Raw genomic sequence first — 24,290 nt, 5'->3', positions numbered from 1 at the left:
CCGTGAAAAAAACGGTTGTTAAATCCATAAGGTTGATCTTATCTTTAATTTTACTTCTATCCGTTTTTCCGGTTACTTTTGCTTCGGCTGAAGCTGCGGATGAAATTGTAAGAGTAACTAAACAAGTGAATCCAACTTCCATATTAGAAGGTGGAGAAGCAGATGTAACTGTAAATGTGCAGGGATCAGACGGCGTCAATTTTGTTAAACCAAACGATATCATCCTGATCATTGACAGATCCGGCAGTATGCTTCCCCAAAATAATAATGGCGAAGATAAAATGACGAATGCTAAAAATGCTGCCAAAGGCTTCGTTGACCTAATCGACTTCAGCAAACACCGTGTAGGGGTTGTTGATTTCGCAAGCGATGTTAAGTCTAAAGATCTTTCTTCTAATCCGGCGGATATTAAAAATTACATTACCGGTATAAACGCATCCGGCGGTACTGCAACCATGTCGGCTATTAAAAAAGCACAGGAGCTGCTTCGTGCACATAGAACCGACGCTCAACCGGTTATCTTGCTGCTTACGGATGGTGAAGCCACAGAACCGGCGCCAGTAGATAATGCCCGCAAAGTAGCCTTGGAACAGGCTAACGCGGCTAAAGGCGAAGGCACGGTTTTCTATACTATTGCACTATTAAAGAAGACGGAAAACCCTGATACAAGCGCACCAAATCTGTTGATGAAAGATATGGCTACTACATCCCAGCATCACCACTTTGTGCTTGGCTCAGTAGGCTTGGCAGAAATTTATCAAGCCATCGTAAGTGAGATCGGTGTGGCCAGCGCGTATGATGTAACGGTCAAAGATTCCGTTGCTCCGGAATTTGAAATTGTTCCTGGTTCCTATAAGGACAATATTCCTCAACCGACTGTAAGTGGAAACACGCTTACCTGGAAGTTTAATGAGTTGAAAAAAGAAAAACTAACGTTCAATTATAAAATCAGACATAAAGCTGGACAAAGAACTGGGGATTTATCCGTAGGAAGCCAGGATATCGATGTAACCTTTAAGGACTATTTGGGCGTACCAAGCGCAACCAAAGTAGTTAACCCTCTTATTAAGGTTTCATATCCGGCACCGGAGATCACATCGATCATGCCGGATAAAGGATCAGTTATCGGTGGAGAAACAATTGTCCTAAACGGTAAGAACTTCCGGACAAATCCGGCAGTTGTTTTTGGAAACAAAGATGCCGTTTCCGTACAATTTGTAGATTCCACTAAGTTGGTAGTTGTGGCTCCTCCCGGAAATCAAGGGGCTGTTGAATTAAAAGTCACTAATAATGACGGTCAATCTGCTACTGTCCCTTATTATTATTTTGCGGTGCCAGAGTTTATATCTGTAACCCCAAGCCAAGGAGTACTGGCAGGCGGTAATGATGTTGTAATTACAGGTAAATATTTTTTGGCTAACCCTAAGGTGAAATTCGGTCAGCATGAAGCTGTCATCAAAAGTTCCACAAGCACTCAAATTACTGCAACAGTGCCGGCTGGCGATGTTGAAGGGTTTGTGGATATTGAGATTGTAAACTCAGACAACACTAGTGTTACGGCAAAAAATGCGTATGAATACCTGGTTGGCCCTAGCGTAACAGAAGTAACGCCTAACCAAGGATCCAGCAAAGGCGGCGACCTTGTTACCATTAAGGGAAGCCACTTCAAATCGGGCGCAGTTGTTAAATTCAACACTACTGCAGTACCAACTGAATTTGTGTCAGCGACGGAATTAAAAGTAACGACACCGGCTTGGCCTAGAGCTGAAAGTGTGAAGGTTACCGTTATCAATCCGGATAAGTTGGAGGGCTACCTGGACCAAGCGTTTAAGTATCTAAACCCGGCCCCGACAATTGAAAGCGTTAGTCCAAATTCCGGTTTGGTATCTGGAGGAGATTTAGTTACCATTACAGGGACGGATTTCTTGCCGGATGCTAAAATTCTTTTCAAAGATAAAGAGATGGCAAGCAGCTTTGTAGATTCTAAGCATTTGAGAGTCAGATCTCCAAAATGGACTCAAGAAGAAACAGTAGATATTACGGTTACAAACCCGGACGGTCAATCTGCTGTATTGAATCAAAGCTTCTCGTATAAGTTTCCGCAAGCTGCCGAGTTGGTCTCGCTTTCTCCCATAAGTGGACCGCTGGACGGAGGAAATGTAATTACGGTTAAAGGAACTAATCTGAGCAGTGACCTGAGTTTATATGTAGCGGATACTAAAGTACTTTATACTCTGCTCTCCAGCGATACTCTCACATTCAAAGCACCAAAAACAGCTGTTGCGGGAAAAGTCGATATTAAAGTAACAGATACTTATAACCGTGAAAGCATTCTTAAAGAAGCTTACGAATATCTGGCACCGGCACCTCTACCGGCTCCGACTATTTCGGGTGTAACACCCTCTCAAACAGTAAGAACGGGTGGAGAATTCATTTATGTTAACGGAGATAACTTCCAAGAGGGTGCGGTAGTTTGGTTGAATGACAGCAAGCAAACCACATCGTTTATGAGCACTAAACAACTTCGTTTTAGAGCCCCTGTGTGGGGTAAGGAAGAAATCGTTACGGTTAAAGTAGTCAATCCAGACAGCCAGTTTGTTGTGTCGGATGGAGCCTTGAAATTTACGAACCCGCCGGCAGACCCGGCTCCTGAAATTTCCTCTTTAACACCGGATTCGGGTGAAATAAAAGGAGACTATTTCGTAACTATCAATGGGAAATACTTTAAATCCGGTGCCAAAGTTACTTTCGGCGGCAAAGAACTGACAACTTCTTTCTTGAGTGATACCCAATTGCGGGTAAGAGCTCCTCAAGGAGAAAAAGAAGGCCCTGTAGAAGTGAAGGTTGTAAATCCCGACGGACTTCAAGCGATAAGCACCTTTACTTATACGGCACCTGTGCTTGGACCGGCTCCAGTCATTACTACTTTAAGCCCGGCGCAAGCTCCGGTTACCGGAGGAATTTTTGTTGTAATTAATGGGGAGAACTTCAACGCACAGTCAAGTGTTAAATTCGGAGATAAAGTAATCACAACTTCATTCCTTTCCGATAAGCAATTGCGTGTGAGAATTCCGGTCTGGACAAAAGCAGAAAAAGTTGATGTCTCGGTTTCTAATGCCGATGGGCAGGTAGCCGTATCTGTAGGCGGGTTTGAGTATATTCCTGTAGCGCCTGCCGTTGTAACCGGTTTGACACCTAATCACATTCAGATGGATCTGGGTGGTTTTGTAGTCATAGACGGAGCAAATTTTGATCCGGCGACCAAGGTCTACTTTGGTGACAAAGAAGCCAGCGTTTCCTTCCTAAGTGATAAGCAGCTTCGTGCAAGGGCACCTATTTGGAGCAAAGCGGAGACAGTTTCCGTCAAAGTTGTTAATCCTGATGGTCAGATCACGACAGTGGCTAACGGCTTTACATTTGATCCGATTCCTTTGAAACCGGCACCGACTATCTCGACGCTATCGCCAAATCACTCTCTTCAAACAGGTGGAGACTTGGTGTATGTGAATGGCTCTAATTTTATTGAGGGCGCCAAGGTTTCCATTGATGGCGGAACGCCAATTGTGACGTCTTTCTTTTCAAGCAATCAGCTTAGGTTTAGAATACCTGCATCTTCCAAAACAGGACCGGTTGATGTGAAAGTGATTAATCCGGACGGTCAGTTTGTCATATTGGCAAACGGATTTACCTATGATGCTCCTCCTATGAAACCGGCTCCTACTATTTCGAATCTTACACCGAATAATGCTTTGAATTCGAGTGGAGAATTGGTTTATATTAATGGTTCTAATTTTATGGATGGAGCTAAAGTTTCCGTAGATGGGGCGACTCCGATTGCAACCTCATTTTTGAGCAGCACGCAACTTCGGTTTAGGATTCCTATAACGTCTAAAACGGGACCTGTAGATATTAAAGTAATAAATCCGGACGGACAAACGGTTACGCTTGTTGGTGGATTCACTTACCGGTAAGTATTAAGAGGGTGCCTCTTGCGGGCACCCTTTTTTCATAACAATTTGATAAGGAGTAACTCCATGAAACAACCTATATCGGCGTGTATTATGACTAAAAATGAACAGGATACGATTGGGAATTGCGTGGATTCTATACGACCTTATGTAGAAGAAATTATTGTGCTCGACACTGGTTCAGAAGACGCTACTGCCGATATTGCTTTTTCGAAAGGTGCGGCAGTTTTTCATACGGTTTGGCAGAATGATTTTTCAAAAGTCAGGAATGAATTAATACAACTAGCGAAACAACCTATCGTTTTAATAATAGACGCAGATGAAATTGCTGTTCCCAAACAGGAGAGAGCGTTTAGCGAGATTGGCAAACGACTGCTTTCCGACGAAAGTTTAGTGGCCAAAATTAGTATTCTCAATGAGACGGATGATGGAATTTCGAGTGCAAGTATCTCCAGAATATTTAATAAAGACAGTGGAATATTTTTTAAAGGTGTAGTGCATGAGCAAATAGAATGTTCAACTAAAGAACTGAAATTTATTCAATCGGATATTGTGTTACGTCACACGGGGTATTTGTCTTCTCAAATCATCGCCAATAATAAATACGAACGTAATTTAACTTTGTTGTTTAAGGAGTTGGAAAAGAACAACAAAAATTCCTATATACATTTTCAAATAGGCAGAACTTATTCGGCATCTGGAGCTTATGAGAAGGCGGCGCATCATCTAAATTTAGCCTATAAATTTTCAAGTGACGAGTACGCTTATCATAGTGCCCTCATTCAAGCTTACGGGTGGGCCTTGCTGAGAACCAAAAAGTTTAGTGAGTTATTTGAACTTTTACAAATCGGTCTTCAATTATATCCTGATTATACGGATTTATACTTTCTTTACGGATGTACACTTGTCGAACTGAAGTCAGCTGAACATGTTCATTTAATTCCGGATATATTTCTCGGATGCATTGAATTAGGAGAACCTGATCCTCAAAAATATGAAACGGTTTCAGGAGTCGGTTCATTCAAAGCTTATTATAATTTAGGGTTATATTATGAACTGACAGGACAGACAGATAGAGCTTTTATTGCGTATAAAAATAGTGCTGAGGCTGATTTTAAACCTGCAATAGAGCGACTCACTCAACTTAGAACGTAAAGAAAAGAGGATAGACAATGAAACAGAACACGTTAATACCCGAATATATGAAAAAGTTTCAATGCATCGGCGGAGATTGTGAAGATACATGCTGTGCCGGATGGACAGTATCTATCGATAAACAGACGTATAAAAAATATCAAAAGGCAACCGACCCGGAACTGAAAACCAAACTAAACAGTTTTATAAAGAGAAATAAAAACACCGCAACTAAAAGCGACAGATACTACGCCAGCATTATTATGGGCAAAGACAAACACTGTCCTATGCTTACCGAAGAAAAATGGTGCTCCGTTCAATTGAAGATGGGTGAGGGCGCTCTATCTACAACTTGCCGCATGTACCCTAGAAATCTGAATAAGTACAACGACACGTTTGAATTTTCCGGAAGGGTATCCTGTCCCGAAATTGCGCGATTGGTCCTGCTTGAGCCCAAGGGCATTGAATTTGACGAAACCGAATACGAAATTCAACCCAATTGGCCGGTCATTAAACATCATGGAAATGATGGAGCTGCCGATTACACCCAACATTTTTGGCCAATAAGAATGCTCGCCATAGAAATGATCCAGACACGGACGATTGCGTTGGGAGACCGATTGGTCCTGCTTGGACTTTTTATAGACGCTTTGCAGAAGGATATCGATCAAGGACTTGGTTTGGGAGCAGCGGACATCATCGAATCGTTTCGCTCAAAACTGATGAGTGCCGAGTATTTAGAATCCATCTCAAAGTTAAGCGTAAACCTGGATTTACAATTACAGGCTTTGTTTGAACTTATCAAATCTAGACTGACGTACGGGGCTACCATGGATAGATACCACGTTACCTTTACAGAAATGTTGGAAGGTTTAAAACTTGCCGAAGCAGACTTTAAATTAGATGAGTTTAGAGTAAATTACGAAGAAAACTTTAATGCTTATTATTCTCCCTATATGAAAGAAAAAGAATACGTTTTAGAAAATTACCTGGTCAATTTTTTGTTTAATTCCTTGTTCCCTAACTTATCCGTAAAAAACAACTCGCTTTTTGATGAATACGCCCTCTTAGCGGTAATGTATGGAATGCTGAAGATTCATCTGGTGGGTGTAGCGGGCAAGCATAAAGTTTTAAATGATGAGATCGTTGTCAGAACCGTGCAATCTTTCGCTAAAGCTATCGAGCACACCAGCGTTTATCTCCAATCTATTGTTGAAGAGTTGAAAAGAAATAATTACTACACGTTGGCGCACATCTCGTTATTAGTAAAAGACTGAGAAAAACAGACTGTAACGCTTCAAAGGAGAACAAATCATGCTGCAAAAGCTGCGCTCCCATCTTCAGTACAAACGGATGGAAGATGTAAGAGCGGAAACTTGTCCCAAGCGACCTCTGCAAGCTAAGAAAATGAGTCCGAAGCACCGGCAACATATCGTTTTCGTCATGAATCAGGTCGGTATTTGGGGCGGCGTTAAAATAGTTTTTGAACAAGCCAACCGACTGATTGAAAAGGGTTTCCGCATAACCATCCTATCCAGGCATCCTTTTCCTGAATGGTTTGTGCTGCAGGCAGAATATATTCAGATCCCATACGGTTTGGATTTGGGGCAGGAGATACCTCTTTGCGATATAATAGTGGCTACCTATTACGACCACATTTACGAATGTGTACAGACAGGGATCGCACCGGTTGTTTATTTCGAGCAGGGGGATAAACATTTATTTGAACCGGAGAAGCTGGAAGAAGAACAGTTGCAATTTATTCAAAAGCAATTAGAGCGTGCGGATCGGATATTAACGGTTTCCCACCAGGTTAGCAACCTGCTCAAGGATTTGTATAATTGTGATTCCACAGTTATTCATAATGGCATTGATTCTGATATTTTTAATCGGAGAGACTACGCCCCCGAAAGAATACGTCCATATATCTTAATGATGGGAAACGAGCAAATAGCATTTAAAGGCATTCAAGATGTGTGGAAAGCCTATCTGCATTCACCGGCAACCCAGGAAAATTATGATTTAATTTGGATTACTCCGGTTAAACCTCAGTTTTTGCCGCAAGAAAAACCGTGGATATCCGAGATATATGTGAATCCGACTCAGCAAGAGATTGCCGAGCTGTATCGGGGAGCGGCTGTGTTTGTTTCCGGCTCTCATTACGAATCCTTCTCACTGCCTGTAATTGAATCCATGGCTTGCGGCTGCCCGGTTGTGAGTACCCGTAATCAGGGTGTGCTGGAATACTCGGCAGAGGGATCAAATATTCTGCTGGCGGAAATCGGTGATCCGGAGAGCTTGTCCAAACAATTGACTTGGTTGCTTGAGAATCCTCTGCTAAGAGAAAGTCAGATTGTAAAAGGCCTTGAAACTGCAGCCCGTTTCTCATGGGAAGCGGTTCTGCCACAGGTAGAGATGTATTACAAAGAAGCGGCCGGCTACGATCCGGTCCCGTTGAATACTTTGGATGAGTGGAACATCTTGCTCCAGAAGAAAGACTTCATGACTGAAGAGGAGCACGAAAGATTTATAAAAAGGCTGCTGCATAGCAGTAAAGATCAAATCGAGCTTGTTTCCGTATATTCTCTCATCGAAAATCATTCGTTCGGCAGATGGGAGACAGCGGCCGTAAGAAAGCAGCCGGGAAGCCGAGTGTCTGTAGACAAAGTGTATAGCTTAGCCCGGAATACAATATCGCCCGAATCCGATCACGATGCTGCTATCGGTTTGCTTGCACAAGGAAAGCCGGATGAAGCGTATCACCTGTGGCAGCGATTGATAAATACGAACGACTCTTCGCCAGAGCAGCAAGGCATTTATACGAAATGGCTGATACTATGTTTGATAGAACTTGAGAGAGACGAGGATGCTCTCCAACTGTTAAATAGAGCACTTCCTAAATATCCGGATTATACGGATTTATATTATTTATACGCTCTTGTGCTCACTTTGCTGGGTAAAGGTAGCGAGGCGGCCCCGGTAAAAGGGATAGCAAAATTAGTGGGAGACGCGGCCCATTATCCCGAGTTTTTCCTTAACAGCTCCACATTATTAAAAAATTTACAACAGTGAACAGTTAGAGGAGAGCGAATAATCATGCACGGAACCTATATTGGGAACAATAAAATGATGGTTAAATTAGCGTATAATGCCGTAGTCACGGTACCGTCCAATGATTTGAGTCTAATGCCGACACTGGTAACGACCGGAATGTTTGAAGTTCCGTTGACGAAATATTTCCTTACCCAGCTGAAACCCGGATATACAGTCGTGGACGTGGGCGCCAATATCGGTTATTTCACCGTGCTGGCCGCGAAAGTAGTCGGAAATACGGGAAGGGTCATCGGATATGAAGCGGACCCTAATACGGCTGCTGTCTTAAAGGATAACCTGGCAATGAACTGGCTTACGGAGAACGTGACCATCATAAATAAAGCGGTTTATTCGGAAAATAAGACGCTGCAATTTCGGAGCTCGGAAAGATTTCATGGTTATTCTTCGTGGAAGGAGAAGCCTCAAGACGACAATTTAATCGATCACTATACAATCCGGGACGTCGCGGCTGTCTCCTTAGATAACGAATTGCAAGAACTGGAGTCTATTGATCTGGTTAAGATCGATATCGAGGGTGGAGAGTATCATGCTTTTCTGGGGATGAAAAAATTGATACAAGACCGGAAGATTAAGACAATCACTTTTGAATGGAATAAAGCGATGCTTGGAACGGATGAAGGCCCTTTCCTTGATCTGATCAGCGATCTAATTACAAATCGGGGAGCACGTCTCACGCTGCTGGACAAAGAAGGCGAAGTCGTAGAAACAACGTTAAAGGATCTGGCAGCCTTTGAATTTTATCCATTTGTTCTACTGGAATTCCAAAACTAACATAAATCTCTCCCTGTGGACAATGTGTATAACTTTGTTGATAACTCTGTGAATAAGTGCTTAAATCCCGCTTTCGAAAAGGGATCTAGGGCTTAAAGCCTATGCTGTCGAAAGTGTGAATACCTAAATTTTCAAAATATTTAGGATTATCTTGTCATCAGATTGACACAATTATTTCCGCGGTGATATATTCAAAAGGTAAGCAAAGGCTTACATTTATTTGAAGACGAAGGGAATGTGTCCGATGCAAGGTAAAGTAAAATGGTTCAATGCGGAAAAAGGCTACGGTTTTATTGAGCGCGAGGACGGCGGAGACGTATTCGTACATTTCTCTGCAATCCAAACGGACGGTTTCAAAACACTAGAAGAAGGTCAGGCTGTTGAGTTTGACATCGTGGAAGGCGCTCGCGGACCACAAGCAGCTAACGTAAACAAGCTGTAATTATTCGGCCGTTTGGCCGGTTCATAAAACATGGCACAAATGTTTGAACCAGCACCCTGGATTGCGATCCGGGGTGTTTTTTTGCATGCGCCCGGAGTTCACAATTTAGCCTCAGAACGGACACGAAACGTATATTAAGATTTTTTGAATATTCAAAATAGTTGGTGTATAATAGAGACAGAAGGGAGGAGTTTTATATGAAATTCACCGTTCGAGGAGATCATCTCGAGATAACAGCTGCCCTCAGGGAGTATGTGGAGAAAAAGCTGAGCAGACTGGAGAAGTACTTTGAAGCCCCCCTCAACTCGGAAGGATATGTGACACTTAGCGTAGTCAAAAACATCCACACGGTGGAAGTGACGATTCCGCTCCAGGGCGTCCTGCTCCGTGCCGAGAATAAAGATCAAGACATGTATGCGGCTATTGACCTGGTGGTCGACAAGCTGGAACGTCAAATCCGCAAACACAAAACGAAAATGAATCGTAAAATCCGCCTGGAAGGCAACAAACGCGAATTGAGCAAGCTGGAAAGCCCGGTTCTCACCATGGATGAGGAAGAGGAGGATTACGAACTGGTCCGGACGAAGCGGTTCACGCTGAAACCGATGGATATCGACGAAGCGATTCTGCAGATGAACATGGTTGGTCATGATTTCTTCGTTTTTTCCAACATGGACACAGAGCAAGTGAACGTGGTCTATAAAAGGGACGATGGCAGATATGGTCTGATCGAACCGGCTATTTGATCCCAACCCGTCTTACTTATTACTGCAAATGCCAGACGAACTTCCAACTGAAACTATGAAACCAAAGCTTGATCCGACAGGGTCAGGCTTTTTAAATGTTTATAGCCTATATCCAGCACAAAAAATCGGGTGAAAAAAGCTGACGTTTGACGTGGAAGCCGCCGTTACGTTATCTTCTCTTTAATAGTAGAAAGAAGCTCGCGGATCTTGCGCATGTTTACGAATAACAAAACAATTTTAGAGATTCTCGTCTGTTCAAAAGCCAAGCGGTAAAATTTCGCCAACTTTGGAAATGAAAAAACGACTTTTCAGTGGCTTTGCCGACAACAACTGCAACAAAGCGCGAGCTTTTACGTATGTAAAGGAGTAGGTTTGCTACAGAGAACCACATCTGATAAACTGAAATGTTCCCGCTCTGAAGCCTTGTTTTGTTGCGGCTTGACGAGCAAACTGATACAATTTAAGGATACTGAGTGTAAGGGAAAGGGGTTCACCGATGCTAGGACTGGTCAAAAAAATGTTTGGTGATTCCAACGAACGTGAAATCAAGCGATATTGGAAAGCAGTCGATGCTATAAATGGGCTGGAGCCGGAAATTTCCGCTCTGTCCGACGAACAATTAAAAGGCAAAACCGTCGAGTTCCGCGAGCGTCTGGAAAAGGGCGAAGACCTGGACGACCTGCTGCCGGAAGCATTTGCCGTTGTGCGTGAAGCTTCCAAGCGGGTGCTGGGCAAACGTCACTATGACGTGCAGTTAATCGGTGGCATGGTGCTCCACGAAGGCAAAATCGCCGAGATGAGAACCGGTGAAGGTAAAACCCTCGTCGGTACGCTTCCCGTCTATCTGAATGCGCTGGCGGGCAAAGGCGTGCACGTGGTTACCGTCAACGACTATCTGGCGCAGCGTGACAGCGGCGAGATGGGCCAGATTTACGATTTCTTGGGGATGACCGTCGGGGTCAATCTTCATGATCTTTCGCATGAGCAGAAGCAGGCTGCCTATACTTGCGATGTCACATACGGCACGAACAATGAATACGGATTCGACTATTTGCGCGATAATATGGTGCTTTACAAAGAGCAGATGGTTCAGCGTCCGCTTTATTTTGCCGTTATCGACGAAGTGGATTCCATCCTGGTCGATGAAGCGAGAACACCGCTGATCATTTCGGGACAAGCTGCCAAATCTACGGATTTGTATTATGCGGCGGACCGTTTTGTGAGCAAGCTGGAAGCGGAGAAGGATTATACCGTTGATATTAAAGTGCGTTCCGTGTCTTTGACGGAGCAGGGCGTGGAGAAAGCGGAGAAAGCGTTCGGGATTGAGAACTTGTTCGATCATCAGAACGTTACACTCAACCACCACGTTACCCAGGCTCTGAAAGCACGCGTCATTATGCGCCGCGACGTGGATTATGTTGTTCAGGACGATGAAGTTCTCATCGTCGACGAATTTACGGGCCGTCTAATGACGGGCCGCCGCTACAGCGAAGGCCTGCACCAGGCGATCGAAGCGAAAGAGCAGCTCCAGGTGCAGAACGAAAGCATGACGCTGGCGACGATCACATTCCAGAACTATTTCCGTATGTACCGCAAGCTGGCCGGTATGACCGGTACGGCGAAGACGGAGGAAGAAGAGTTCAAGAAGATCTACGGTCTGGACGTTATTATTGTGCCGACTAACCGTCCGATGATCCGTAAAGATATGCCTGACGTTGTTTATAAGACGGAGATGGGCAAGTTCAAAGCGGTCGTTGAAGAAATCGTCGAGCGCTATAAAAATAAACAGCCGGTGCTGGTGGGTACCGTTTCCATCGAGAATTCCGAGCTGCTGTCCGAAATGCTGAAGAAAAAAGGCGTTCAGCATAAGGTTCTTAACGCGAAGTACCACGCCGAAGAGGCGGAAATCGTCTCCCGCGCGGGACAAGCCGGCGCCGTAACGATCGCAACGAACATGGCGGGCCGCGGTACCGATATTATGCTGGGCGACCAAGTCCACGAAATCGGCGGATTGCATATTATCGGTACAGAGCGCCATGAGAGCCGCCGGATCGATAACCAGCTTCGCGGTCGTGCGGGCCGTCAGGGTGACCCGGGTTCCTCCCAGTTCTATCTGTCGCTTGGCGATGAACTGATGAAGCGCTTCGGTGCCGAGAACATCATGGCTATGATGGATCGTCTTGGCATGGAAGAGGATCAGCCGATTGAAAGCAAGCTTATCACGCGTGCGATCGAGTCCGCTCAGAAGCGTGTAGAGGGCAATAACTTCGACATGCGTAAAGTCGTCCTCCAATATGACGACGTTATGAACCAACAGCGTGAAATTATTTATAAACAGCGTCGTGAAGTGCTTGAGTCCGAGAATATCCGTGAGATTGTGGAAACGATGCTTCGTTCCAGCATTGAGCGTATCGTGAACGCCCACTGCAGCGAATCTCAAATTCCGGAAGAGTGGGATCTGCAGGCGGTTGTCGACTATGTGAACAACAACTTCCTTTCCGAAGATGCGCTGAACAGCAAAGATATCTGGGGTAAAGAGATCGACGAAATCATTGAATTTATTGATGAGAAAGTCAAAGATAAATACAACGAGCGCGAAGAACAGATCGGCGCTGAATTTATGCGCGAATTTGAGAAAGTCGTCGTATTGCGTGCGGTCGACTCCAAATGGATGGATCACATCGATGCGATGGACCAGCTTCGCCAAGGGATTCACCTTCGTGCATACGGCGGCACGGATCCGCTTCGCGAGTATCAATTCGAAGGCTTCGAAATGTTCCACGAAATGGTCGACAGCATCCAGGAAGAAGTGGCCACTTATATCATGAAGGCCCATGTCGAAAGCAATCTGGAGCGTCAAGCCGTGGCCGAAGGACAAGCCGTGGATCCCAAAGTGGAATCCGCAGGCAAACAGCCGATTGTAAAAGAAGAGCAAATCGGCCGCAACGATCCTTGCCCTTGCGGAAGCGGCAAGAAATACAAGCAGTGCCACGGAGCGTAATTCGCATCCACCCGGGACTTTATAAGCTGTATCTTATGCAAGGTTATGCATTTTTCATGCATAGCCTTGCATATTCGCTTATATCCTGGCGCAGGCCCGGTTATGATAAACCGAGAGCAGCCGGGACCGGCAAATTTTTTACTATCCTGTGTTACAACTAATTGCTAGAACAAATATGAGGACTCCGAGGTGTTGGTATGCTGGAACCGGAAGTGAAACAAGACCTGCGCGAAATTGCAAAGCGACTAACGGAATTAAGGGGGTCTCTTTGACTTAGATCATAAGCTCGAAGAGATCGGAGATTATGAAGTGAAAATGGCGGCGCCGGATTTCTGGGACGATAACGAAAAGGCCCAGAAAATCATCGGCGAACTCAACGCCATCAAGAGCGTTGTGGATCAGTTCCAGGCGCTGAATAACGAATATGAAGACCTGGATGTTATGGCGCAGCTGGCTGACGAGGAGAACGATGAGGACATGGCGGCCGAACTGGCCGACGGCCTGAAGGGCGTTCTCCGCAAGCTGGAAGACTTCCAGCTGCAGCTGCTGCTCAATCAGCCGTACGACCGGCTGAATGCGATTCTCGAGCTGCATCCGGGCGCGGGCGGGACGGAGTCCCAGGACTGGGCGGAGATGCTGCTGCGGATGTACCGCCGATGGGCCGAGAAACGGGACTTCAAGGTCGAGGTGCTCGATTATCTTCCCGGAGACGAGGCCGGCGTGAAGAGCGTGACGCTCCTCATTAAGGGCCACAACGCCTACGGGTACCTTAAAGCGGAGAAGGGCGTACACCGCCTTGTGCGCATCTCGCCGTTCGACGCTTCGGGCCGCCGTCACACGTCATTCGTGTCGTGCGACGTGGTGCCGGAGATCGAAGACGACGTGGAGGTCGATATCCGCACGGAGGACCTGAAGATCGACACGTACCGCGCGAGCGGAGCGGGCGGCCAGCACATCAACACGACGGATTCGGCCGTGCGGATTACGCACTTGCCGACAGGAGTCGTGGTGACGTGCCAGACGGAACGTTCCCAGATCAAGAACCGGGAACGGGCCATGAAGCACTTGAGATCGAAGCTCTACGAGAAGAAGATCGAGGAGCAGGAGAAGCATCTCGCGGAAATCCGCGGAGAGCAGTCCGACATTGCGTGGGGCAGCCAGATCCGTTCCTACGTCTTCCATCCTTACAGCATGGTCAAGGATCACCGGACTACGGAAGAGACAGGCAATGTGGGAGCGGTAATGGACGGGGATCTCGATCCGTTCATCGATGCTTATCTGCGCCTGCAGATCCAGAAGAAAGAAGAATAAGAAGCGTGCGGGGAAGGGGGCCGAGTGCCCACGGCCCCGCATTTTTTGTATATTCATGAGGTTGATGGGCCGGGCGAGGGGGTTCAAGCGCTTAGTGCGCGGGCAAGCCCGCGAAAACCCGGAATCTGTTCAAACCCGGAAGAATGCCCGAGCACAGTGCGAACCAGTCTTATACAAGGTTCTGCAACGCTTCCGAATTATTTTTGACCAAGGGTTAATTAGAGGTAGGCAAACTCTTCTTTTGATGCCATAATAATTCCAGTGCCTTACTCATACAACAATAGACCTTCATCAGGCAAAACTAGAGATAACCGGCGCGAACGGCCGGTAAAAGATAGGAGGAACGCCCATGGCTATGGCCAAAGGCAAACGGAGAAAAGCCCGTCTTGTCCTGAACAGTCCGCAGCAGAAAGTGTACGAATATGCGATGCTGCTGATCGGCTGTTTGATTATTTCCATCAGTTTTAACGTCTTTCTCAATCCCAATCAGGTTGCTTCCGGAGGGGTATCGGGCCTGTCGACCATTATCCAGCAAACCTTGGGCTGGCAGCCGGCTTTAACGCAGTGGGGTTTGAATATTCCGTTATTTCTACTTGGTTTGTGGCTTCTGGACCGCTCCTACAGCCTTAAAGCAGTCGTAGGTTCGATCGTGCTGCCGCTCTGCGTCATGCTGACGAGCCATCTACCTACTCTGACTCATAACATTCTGCTTGCAACGATCTACGGCGGCATGGTGCTGGGGCTTGGTATCGGGATCGTGTTCCGCGGCCGCGGTTCAACGGGAGGCTTCAGTATTTCCTCGCAAATTTTACATAAATATTCCGGTTTGAGCCTGGGAGTATCGGTTGCCGTTTTTGACGGAATGGTCATTTTGCTGGCCGGAATTTTTTTCGGTCCTGAAAAAGCTCTTTACGCATTGATCGGTCTCTTTGTGACCACGAAAACGATTGATATCGTCCAAGTCGGGCTTAACACGTCGAAGGTGGCTTACATCATTTCGAACGATCCGGAGAAGCTTCGCGAAGCGATTCTTCATGATCTGGACCGTGGCCTGACCCAGTTAAACGGAGCCGGCGGATATACGGGCGATGCGCGGCTTGTGCTGATGGTTGTCGTCAGTCAAAGCGAAGTCAGCAAGCTCAAGGCACTGGTACAGTCGATCGACCCTCAAGCGTTTATCATTTTAAGCAATGCGAACGAGGTGTTGGGGGAAGGTTTCAAGCGAGCGGTATAATTCTGCATATATACAAAACATTCTGTATAAAAGATATAAGACGCGGAGACTGATCCTTTCCAAAAGTACTCAACTTCGAACATGTATCCTGTAGCAGAAAACAGCTGTCTTTAAAGACAGCTGTTTTTTTGCGCGTGATTTAATGATCCGGATGAGAGGCTCCTCGGCAGGTAAAAAAGTCGTTGAATTATTATACCTGTGTCTGTATAATAATACATATCATTTTTAGGACGTTTGGGGGAAAAAGTAATGACGGAACACGTGAGAGCGGCTATTGTAGGTTCAACCGGTTACGGGGGAGTAGAGCTGATTAGGGTGCTGCTCGGACATCCCGCTGTAACGATCACTTCGGTAATTTCGTCTTCGAGTGCAGGCGCGCCTATTTCGGAGGGATTTCCTCATTTGAACAGCATTATGCACGATTCGCTGGATGCTGTGGATGTACCGCTTATCGCGTCCAAAGCGGATGTCGTTTTTCTGGCGACACCGGCGGGTGTGGCTGCCAAGCTGGCGCCTCAAATGCTGGATGCCGGTCTCAAAGTGATCGATCTGTCCGGAGATTTCCGGCTGAAAACCCCGGAGATTTATACCCAGTGGTATAAGCGCGAGGGCGCGTCCCAGGAAGATCTGGATAAGGCTGTTTTCGGTTTGTGCGAAATTTACGGAGAGCAGGTGCCGGGGAAAGAGTTTATTTCTAACCCGGGCTGTTACCCGACGGCTACACTTCTTGGTTTGGTTCCGGCTGTGAAAGCGGGATGGATCGATCCGTCCACGATCATCGTGGATGCCAAATCCGGTATTTCCGGTGGGGGCAGAGGACTTGGCCTCGGTTTTCATTACGCGGAAGCCAACGAGAATTTCTCGGCTTACAAACTTAACCGCCATCAGCATATTCCCGAAATCGAGCAGGTACTGAGCGATGCCGCGGGACGTGAAGTCATCATCACTTTCTCGACTCACCTTGTGCCGATGACGCGTGGAATTATGGCGACCTGTTATGCGCAGTTGAACGGAAAGCATGACACCCGCGAGTTTATTGAAATGTACCGTAATTTCTACGAAGGACGCCGTTTTGTGCGAATCCGCGAAGAAGGCAAGTGGCCGGCGACCAAAGAAGTATGGGGCTCGAATTACTGCGATATTGGTTTTGCCGTAGATGAGAGAACGAACCGGGTCACCGTCGTTTCGGTTATCGACAACGTGATGAAGGGCGCGGCCGGGCAAGCCGTGCAAAACTTGAATCTGATGCTTGGCTGGGATGAAACGACGGGTCTTCAACTTACGCCGGTTTATCCATAATCGTTCCGACTGGTTTAATGATAGTTTGCCTTTGCATAGATTGAGCAGGGCTCATTGAGGAGCCGTTATATTTACCGGCTTTTGGCTTGCGAGAGATTTAACAGATTAGTAGATATCCCAGGGATAATGGGCAAAAAGGACAGGTGAGCATCCATGACGCTGCTAGGCCGTTTTACCGTCGTGCCGGATGGCACGGTGACTACACCTCAAGGCTTCCGCGCTGGCGGCCTGCATTGCGGGTTGAAGAAAACCGAACGCAACGATCTCGGAGCGATCGTATGCGACGTCCCGGCGGCCGTTGCGGCCGTTTACACGCTTAACGCGTTCCAGGCCGCACCGCTTCGCGTGACGCAGGAAAGCATTGCCGCGGGCGGCAGGCTCCAGGCGATGCTCGTCAACAGCGGCAACGCCAACGCGTGCACGGGCGAGCAGGGACTCGCGGATGCGCGCGCGATGCGCGATGCCCTGGCGCGCCGTCTCGGAATCGCCGAAGAGCTGGTCGGCGTCACCTCGACAGGCGTCATCGGCGAGCTGCTGCCGATGACGAAAGTGCTCGCCGGCATTGAAGCGCTGCCGGAGAAGGTCAACGCCGCAGGCGGTGAAGACTTTTCCCAGGCGATTCTGACGACCGACCTGGTGAAAAAAGTCATCTGCGTGCGTGTAAACATCGGCGGACGCGAGGTACACATCGCCGGAGCGGCCAAAGGTTCGGGGATGATTCATCCGAACATGGCGACGATGCTCGGTTTTGTCACCACCGACGCGAACATCGAGAGCAAGCATTTGCAGCAACTGCTTGGCGAAGCGACCGACTCCACCTTCAATATGATTACGGTGGACGGCGATACCAGCACGAACGACATGGTCGTCGTGATGGCCAGCGGCTTGGCCGGCGGGGAAGCTCTTCAGCCGGGCCATGCGGACTGGGAAGACTTCGCGGCCGCTTTCCGCCACGTGTCGGAGCATCTGGCGAAAGCGATCGCCAGAGACGGCGAAGGAGCGACGAAGCTCATCGAAGTCAACGTGCACGGGGCCGTCTCACAGGAGGCCGCACGCGCGATTGCCAAGACCGTCGTAGGCTCCAGTCTTGTGAAGACGGCGTGTTTCGGAGCGGATGCCAACTGGGGCCGTATTATTGCGGCCGTCGGACGCGCAGGCCAGCCGGTGAACACGGAGACGGTGGATGTAAGCCTTGGAGGCATCACCGTACTTAAGCAGTCCAAACCGGTTGCGTTTGACGAGGACCGGGCGGAAGCTTACTTAAAGGGAGATATCGTGCAGATTGACGTGCACTTAAATATGAGTGATAGCGGAGCGACTGCTTGGGGCTGTGATTTGACCTATGATTACGTCCGCATCAATGCGGCGTACCGGACTTAGGCCGCCAGGAACCGCTTGGGGAGACGAACGGAGGCAAGGGGAGACATGGAAAGTTTTGTGATGAAGTGCGGCGGGAGTACCCTGGCTGCACTGCCAGATTCTTTTTTCACGGATTTAAAACAGCTCCAGGACCGCGGCATTGTCCCTGTCATCGTGCATGGCGGGGGTCCTGCCATTTCAGAGACACTGAATCAGCTCAGCATCGCGAGTGAGTTCGTGGGCGGACTCCGCAAAACAAGCGAGGCGGTTCTCGACGTTGTCGAAATGGTGCTGGCCGGACGGATCAATAAAGAAATCGTCAGACGCATCCAACTGTCGGGAGGCAAGGCCCTGGGATTGTCCGGTGTAGACGGACGCCTGATTACGGCCCGCCCGGTGGAAAACACCTCCGAAGTAGGACTCGTAGGCGACGTGACCGATGTGAACGCGGAGCTGATTCATGGTGTAGTCGGGATGGGTTACATGCCCGTTATTGCACCGATCGGTCTCGGTGGCGACGGGAACCAGCGCTACAACATTAATGCCGATACGGCAGCGGGTGCGGTCGCATCCCGGATCGGTACGGACCGGCTCATCGTTGTGACCGATGTACCCGGTATTATGAAGATGGAGGACGGTGTGAAGCGGGTGCTTACGACCGTCACCATTGCGGATATCGAGGCGATGATCGAGAGCGGAGATATTTACGGGGGCATGATCCCTAAAGTACGGGCGGCGATCCAATGCATCCAAGGGGACGTGCGGGAAGTCGTGATCGTGGACGGTTCCGTCCCCGGTATTCTCAGCAGCGTCCTGGACGGAGAGCAGGTTGGGACCCGGATTATCCGCTAGCGGAAACTATCTTTAACAATTAAACGATGGGAGTGAAGAACATGGTTCAGCAGGCAAGCAGTTTGTTTCCGACGTATGCCCGGTTTCCAATCACACTGGTAAAGGGAGAAGGCAGCCGATTGTGGGACGACCAAGGCAAGGAGTACATCGATCTGATGGCCGGTCTTGCCGTTACGAATTTAGGGCATGCTCCGGAAGTTGTTAAAGAGAAGCTTGTGGCGCAGCTTGATCAGCTTTGGCACGTGTCTAATCTGTTCCATATCCCGAATCAGGAAAAGCTGGCGAAGCTGTTGACCGACAATAGCTGCGCGGACGCCGTGTTCTTCTGCTCGACCGGTGCCGAAGCCAACGAGGCGGCTATCAAGCTTGCGCGCCGTTATTCGCAGAAGGTGCTGGGCGAGAACCGTTACGAGATCATTACGTTCCATCAGTCGTTCCACGGCCGTACGCTGGCTACCTTGACCGCAACCGGACAAGAGAAGGTGCAGGAAGGTTTCCATCCCCTTCCCGAAGGGTTTGTCTATGCCGACTATAACGACCTTGCTTCCGTCGAAAAGCTGATCAGCGAGCGCACGTGCGCGGTTATGCTGGAAATGGTTCAAGCCGAAGGCGGCGTCATCCCGGCGGACCCCGATTTCGTGAAGGCGCTGGCCGAACTTTGCAAGGAGCGCGGCCTGCTTCTCATCGTCGATGAAATTCAGACGGGTATGGGCCGCACCGGCAAGCTGTTCGCCTACGAACATTACGGCATCGAGCCGGATATCTTTACTCTGGCCAAAGGCCTCGGCAGCGGTTTCCCGATCGGGGCTATGCTGGGTAACGCCAAAGTGGCGCCGGCTTTCTCGGCAGGCTCCCACGGCAGCACATTCGGGGGAACGCCTATCGCTACCGCTGCAGCTATAGCAACGGTTGAATATATGCTGAACGAGAAAATTCCTCAGCGTGCGGCGGAGCTTGGTGAATGGACGGTTAAGACGCTTCGTGAGAAGCTTGCGGACAATCCGCTCGTTGAAGCAGTGCGCGGCGAAGGCCTCTTGATCGGCATCGTGTGCAAGCAGCCCGCAGCGGAGCTTATAGCCGAGATTCATGAAGCGGGCGTTCTGGTCGTATCGGCCGGCCCGCAAGTGGTGCGTCTGCTGCCGAGCCTCGTTATTCCGAAAGAAGATTTGCAGAAGGGCTTGGACGTCGTTTGCGATGTGCTGGCAAGAAAAGCCTCTGCTTTAGTACAATAGACAAGAAGGTCGTCCGCAGCCCTGCGGACGCTCCGACATTTTGCAGGAAAGAAAGGACGGATTCCCATGTCCAGCACGGTACAGGAAGAATTGCAGCAGCAGCTTAAGGGAAGAGATTTTCTGGGGCTGGTCGATTACACACCCGCGGAGCTTAACCACCTGATCACTCTGGCCCGCGATCTGAAGGCCAAACAAAAGGCCGGCGAAGAGCATCAGCTTCTTAAAGGCAAGACGCTCGGCATGATTTTCGAGAAATCGTCCACGCGGACGCGTGTATCTTTTGAAGTAGGAATGTTCCAGCTCGGGGGCCAAGCCTTGTTCCTCAGCAAAAACGATATCCAGCTCGGACGCGGAGAAACGGTTTCCGACACGGCGCAGACGCTGTCCCGCTATCTGGACGGCATCATGATCCGTACGTTTGCCCACCGCAACGTGGTCGATCTGGCGCGTGCCGCGACCATTCCGGTTATTAACGGGTTGACGGACTTCTCTCACCCGTGTCAGGCTCTGACGGATTATATGACGATTCAGGAGCACAAAGGCCGCCTGGAAGGGCTTAAAATCGCTTATGTCGGCGACGGCAACAACATGGTCCACTCCCTGCTTGTCGGAGCGGCCAAACTCGGCCTGAACATCACGGTCGCTTCCCCCGAAGGGTATACGCCGGATGAAGAACTAGTCCGCAGCAGCAGGGAATTTGCCTCCCAATCGGGCGGCTCCGTGCTGGTTACCCAGGATCCGAAGGAAGCGGTGGCGGATGCGGACGTGATTTATACGGACGTGTGGGCGAGCATGGGCTTCGAAGCGGAGCAGCAGGAGCGCGAGCGTGCTTTTAGCGGCTACCAGGTAAACGAAGAACTTGCCCGTTACGCGAAGAAGGATTACCTCTTCCTGCACTGTCTCCCGGCACACAGGGGAGAAGAGGTCAGCGAAGGCGTAATCGACGGACCGAATTCTTTCGTATTCGATCAGGCGGAAAACCGCCTTCACGCACAGAAAGCCGTTATGGCTTCGATTATGTAATTATGTAACTAAAATTATGGCAGCAAAGGTGAGGGAAAACATGGCTAAAGAAAAAATCGTGCTGGCCTACTCGGGCGGTTTGGATACGTCCGTTATTCTGGCTTGGCTTAAAGAAACATATGACGCTGAAATAATCGCGTTCACAGCGGATATCGGGCAGAAGGACGAGCTCGACGGCCTGGAAGAGAAAGCATTGGCAACCGGCGCGAGCAAGGTCTACATCGATGATCTCCGCGAAGAATTCGCGAGCGACTTCATCTATCCGATGTTCCAGTCCGGCGCGCTGTACGAAGGGCAATACCTGCTCGGTACGAGCATCGCGCGCCCGCTGATCGCCAAGCGCATGGTCGAGATCGCCCGTGCCGAAGGCGCTACGGCCATTGCGCACGGCGCAACCGGCAAAGGGAACGACCAGGTGCGCTTTGAGCTGACGGCCGCTGCGCTTGCACCGGAAATCAGCGTAATCGCCCCATGGCGCCTGGAAGCGTTCCGGGAGCAGTTCCCGGGCCGCGCCGAAATGATCGAGTATGCCGAGAAGCACGGCATCCAGGTGCAGGCGACCGCGTCGAAACCGTATTCGACGGACCGCAACCTGCTGCACATCTCTTTCGAGAGCGGCATGCTCGAGGATCCTTGGTTCGACGCAAGCGCCGATTCCAACCGGGACATGTACGTGCTCAGCGTATCTCCGGAAGATGCGCCGGATCAGCCGGAGTACATCGAGCTTGAATTTGAGCAGGGCAATGCGGTCGCTATCAACGGCGAGAAGCTGAACCCGCTGCAAATGATGGAGACGCTCAATGAGCTTGGCGGCAAGCACGGCATCGGCCGTATCGACATGGTCGAGAACCGCTTCGTGGGCATGAAGAGCCGCGGCGTGTACGAGACGCCGGGCGGCACGATTCTGTTTGCGGCTCACCGCCGCATCGAATCCCTGACCATGGACCGTGAAGTCATGCATCTGCGCGACTCTCTGATCTCCAAATACAGCACACTCGTATACAACGGGTTCTGGTTTGCTCCGGAACGTCTGGCTATTCAAGCGCTTGTAACCGAGAGCCAGAAAAACGTAACGGGTACGGTTCGTATGAAGCTGTACAAAGGTAACGTGATCGCCGCCGGCGTGAAGAGTCCGGTGAGCTTGTACAACCCGAATATCGCGACGATGGAAGCGGATCCGACCCAAGCTTACGACCAGGGCGATGCGGCAGGTTTCATCCGTCTCAACGCGCTGCGTCTGAAAGTAAGCTCCGGCGTAGAGCAGCAATCCGGGAAATAAGCGGGCAACCGATCGTTTGTTTATATACCTGTGAAACAGGAAACGGGGAACGGGCCGGAATCGGCCCGTTGTTCCGTTGAAATCGAAGGAGGCAGCAGTCGTGTCGAAATTATGGGGCGGCCGGTTTACAAAGCAAACCGACCAATTAGTAGAAGAATACACAGCTTCCATCACGTTCGATAAAGAACTGGCGGAAGAAGACATCCAGGGCAGTCTGGCTCATGTGACCATGCTTGGAAAGTGCGGTATCCTGCCTCAAGAGGATGTCGAAACGATCAAGGACGGTCTTAATCGCGTACTGGGCATGATCCGCCGCGGCGAGCTGGAATACTCGATCGCCAACGAAGACATTCATATGAATATCGAAAAGACGCTGATCGATGAGATCGGACCGGTAGGCGGCAAGCTGCACACGGGCCGCAGCCGTAACGATCAGGTGGCGACCGACATGCACCTGTATTTGCGCGGACGCGTGGTGGAATTCGTGAGCCTGCTTCAGAAGCTTCAGGAAGCCCTCCTGACGCAGGCTAAGGCCAATCTGGATACCATCGTGCCGGGATATACACATCTCCAGCGTGCGCAGCCGATTCTGTTCGCTCACCATCTGATGGCCTACGTGTCGATGTTCCAGCGTGATATCGAGCGTCTTCAGGACAGCTACAAGCGGATCAACGTTCTGCCGCTGGGCGCCGGCGCGCTTGCGGGCACAACGTTCCCGATTGACCGTCATTTCGTAGCGGAACAGCTTGGCTTCGAGGGAGTGTACGAGAACAGTCTGGACGCCGTCAGCGACCGTGACTTTATTCTGGAGTTCCTGGCTAATGCCTCCTTCATCATGATGCATCTGTCCCGTTTCTGTGAGGAGCTGGTTATGTGGTCCAGCACCGAATTCAATTTCGTCGAACTGGACGATGCGTTCTGTACGGGCAGCTCTATCATGCCGCAGAAGAAAAACCCGGATGTGGCCGAGCTTGTCCGCGGCAAAACCGGCCGCGTGTACGGCAACCTGTTCGGTCTCATGACCGTTCTCAAGTCGCTTCCGCTGGCCTATAACAAGGACATGCAGGAAGACAAAGAAGGTATGCTGGACACAGTCCGTACCCTTCAAGGCGCCCTGCAGCTTTTCGCACCGATGATCTCCACGATGAAAGTGAACAAAGACCGCATGCGTCAGGCGGTAAATCAGGATTTCTCTAACGCCACGGACATTGCGGACTATCTCGTAAACAAGGGTCTGCCATTCCGCCAGGCTCACGAAGTGATCGGCAAGACAGTCCTCTACTGCATCCAAGAGGGTAAATTCCTGCTCGATCTGTCCATGGAAGAGTTCAACAAGTTCTCCGAACTGTTTGGCGACGACATATACGAGGTGCTTCAGCCGGAGCAAGTGGTTAACGCCCGTAACGTATACGGGGGCACGGCCAGCAGCCAGGTAGAGGGAGCTATTGCGCGTGCGGAGAAGGCGCTGGAAGTAACTGTAAGTTGGGTTGACAGCAAGCTCGATAAAAGTAAATAATGAGAAAAT

General features: G+C 49.4%; 17 protein-coding genes. All 17 read left to right on the top strand.

Annotated elements, in window-relative coordinates; all coding sequences use genetic code 11:
* Window positions 1-2: 2 nt before the first annotated feature.
* The 17 genes from PCH01S_RS23695 (at window position 3) to argH (ending at window position 24,281) form a co-directional block, all read left to right on the top strand.
* A complete protein-coding gene (locus PCH01S_RS23695) occupies window positions 3-3,971 on the top strand; it encodes an IPT/TIG domain-containing protein (protein WP_084706671.1) in 3,969 nt (1,322 codons plus the stop codon).
* A gap of 63 nt (window positions 3,972-4,034) precedes the next feature.
* Window positions 4,035-5,123 (top strand): glycosyltransferase family 2 protein, encoded by a 1,089-nt coding sequence (locus tag PCH01S_RS23690; protein WP_042233786.1) that lies wholly within the window; start codon window positions 4,035-4,037, stop codon window positions 5,121-5,123.
* 17 nt (window positions 5,124-5,140) lie between these two features.
* A complete protein-coding gene (fliB, locus tag PCH01S_RS23685; RefSeq protein WP_042233783.1) occupies window positions 5,141-6,379 on the top strand; it encodes a flagellin lysine-N-methylase in 1,239 nt (412 codons plus the stop codon).
* 37 nt (window positions 6,380-6,416) lie between these two features.
* Window positions 6,417-8,174 carry a glycosyltransferase gene (locus PCH01S_RS23680; RefSeq protein ID WP_042233781.1) on the top strand — a complete coding sequence of 586 codons (1,758 nt, stop codon included), beginning with the start codon at window positions 6,417-6,419 and terminating at the stop codon, window positions 8,172-8,174.
* A gap of 24 nt (window positions 8,175-8,198) precedes the next feature.
* Window positions 8,199-8,987, top strand: a complete 789-nt coding sequence (locus PCH01S_RS23675; RefSeq protein ID WP_042233779.1) for an FkbM family methyltransferase — start codon at window positions 8,199-8,201, stop codon at window positions 8,985-8,987.
* A 244-nt stretch (window positions 8,988-9,231) separates the two neighbouring features.
* Window positions 9,232-9,429, top strand: coding sequence for a cold shock domain-containing protein (locus PCH01S_RS23670; protein WP_009677088.1), 198 nt, complete (start codon window positions 9,232-9,234; stop codon window positions 9,427-9,429).
* Between the two features lie 197 nt (window positions 9,430-9,626).
* Window positions 9,627-10,175 carry a ribosome hibernation-promoting factor, HPF/YfiA family gene (gene hpf, locus PCH01S_RS23665; RefSeq protein ID WP_042233776.1) on the top strand — a complete coding sequence of 183 codons (549 nt, stop codon included), beginning with the start codon at window positions 9,627-9,629 and terminating at the stop codon, window positions 10,173-10,175.
* Between the two features lie 496 nt (window positions 10,176-10,671).
* Window positions 10,672-13,176: a preprotein translocase subunit SecA gene (gene secA / locus PCH01S_RS23660; protein ID WP_042233774.1), complete on the top strand. Its 2,505-nt coding sequence runs from the start codon at window positions 10,672-10,674 to the stop codon at window positions 13,174-13,176.
* A 197-nt stretch (window positions 13,177-13,373) separates the two neighbouring features.
* Window positions 13,374-14,487 (top strand): peptide chain release factor 2 gene (gene prfB / locus PCH01S_RS23655; RefSeq protein ID WP_129112445.1). Its coding sequence is split into 2 segments (ribosomal slippage): window positions 13,374-13,445 and window positions 13,447-14,487, totalling 1,113 coding nucleotides; the frame shifts between segments, so codons are not numbered across the junction.
* A 349-nt stretch (window positions 14,488-14,836) separates the two neighbouring features.
* Complete coding sequence (locus tag PCH01S_RS23650) at window positions 14,837-15,721, top strand: YitT family protein (RefSeq protein WP_042233772.1); 885 nt, start codon at window positions 14,837-14,839, stop codon at window positions 15,719-15,721.
* A 249-nt stretch (window positions 15,722-15,970) separates the two neighbouring features.
* Entirely contained in the window at window positions 15,971-17,020 is a 1,050-nt protein-coding gene (gene argC / locus PCH01S_RS23645) for an N-acetyl-gamma-glutamyl-phosphate reductase (RefSeq protein WP_042233770.1), read from the top strand.
* Between the two features lie 153 nt (window positions 17,021-17,173).
* Window positions 17,174-18,400: a bifunctional glutamate N-acetyltransferase/amino-acid acetyltransferase ArgJ gene (argJ, locus tag PCH01S_RS23640; protein WP_042233768.1), complete on the top strand. Its 1,227-nt coding sequence runs from the start codon at window positions 17,174-17,176 to the stop codon at window positions 18,398-18,400.
* 45 nt (window positions 18,401-18,445) lie between these two features.
* Window positions 18,446-19,231, top strand: a complete 786-nt coding sequence (argB, locus tag PCH01S_RS23635) for an acetylglutamate kinase (protein WP_042233765.1) — start codon at window positions 18,446-18,448, stop codon at window positions 19,229-19,231.
* 41 nt (window positions 19,232-19,272) lie between these two features.
* On the top strand, window positions 19,273-20,463 hold the full coding sequence (locus PCH01S_RS23630) for an acetylornithine transaminase (RefSeq protein ID WP_042233761.1): 1,191 nt from the start codon (window positions 19,273-19,275) through the stop codon (window positions 20,461-20,463).
* A gap of 66 nt (window positions 20,464-20,529) precedes the next feature.
* Window positions 20,530-21,486, top strand: coding sequence for an ornithine carbamoyltransferase (argF, locus tag PCH01S_RS23625; RefSeq protein ID WP_042233756.1), 957 nt, complete (start codon window positions 20,530-20,532; stop codon window positions 21,484-21,486).
* A 40-nt stretch (window positions 21,487-21,526) separates the two neighbouring features.
* Window positions 21,527-22,765 carry an argininosuccinate synthase gene (locus PCH01S_RS23620; RefSeq protein WP_042233754.1) on the top strand — a complete coding sequence of 413 codons (1,239 nt, stop codon included), beginning with the start codon at window positions 21,527-21,529 and terminating at the stop codon, window positions 22,763-22,765.
* 100 nt (window positions 22,766-22,865) lie between these two features.
* The gene (gene argH, locus PCH01S_RS23615; RefSeq protein WP_042233752.1) at window positions 22,866-24,281 is read left to right on the top strand and encodes an argininosuccinate lyase; all 1,416 of its coding nucleotides are present in this window, start codon (window positions 22,866-22,868) and stop codon (window positions 24,279-24,281) included.
* Window positions 24,282-24,290: the final 9 nt, after the last annotated feature.

This window comes from Paenibacillus chitinolyticus NBRC 15660, assembly GCF_000739915.1.
In the GTDB taxonomy this organism is placed as follows: Bacteria; Bacillota; Bacilli; order Paenibacillales; family NBRC-103111; genus Paenibacillus_F; species Paenibacillus_F chitinolyticus.
Note: the sequence above shows the minus strand (reverse complement) of the source record. Positions and strands in the feature narration are given on the sequence as shown.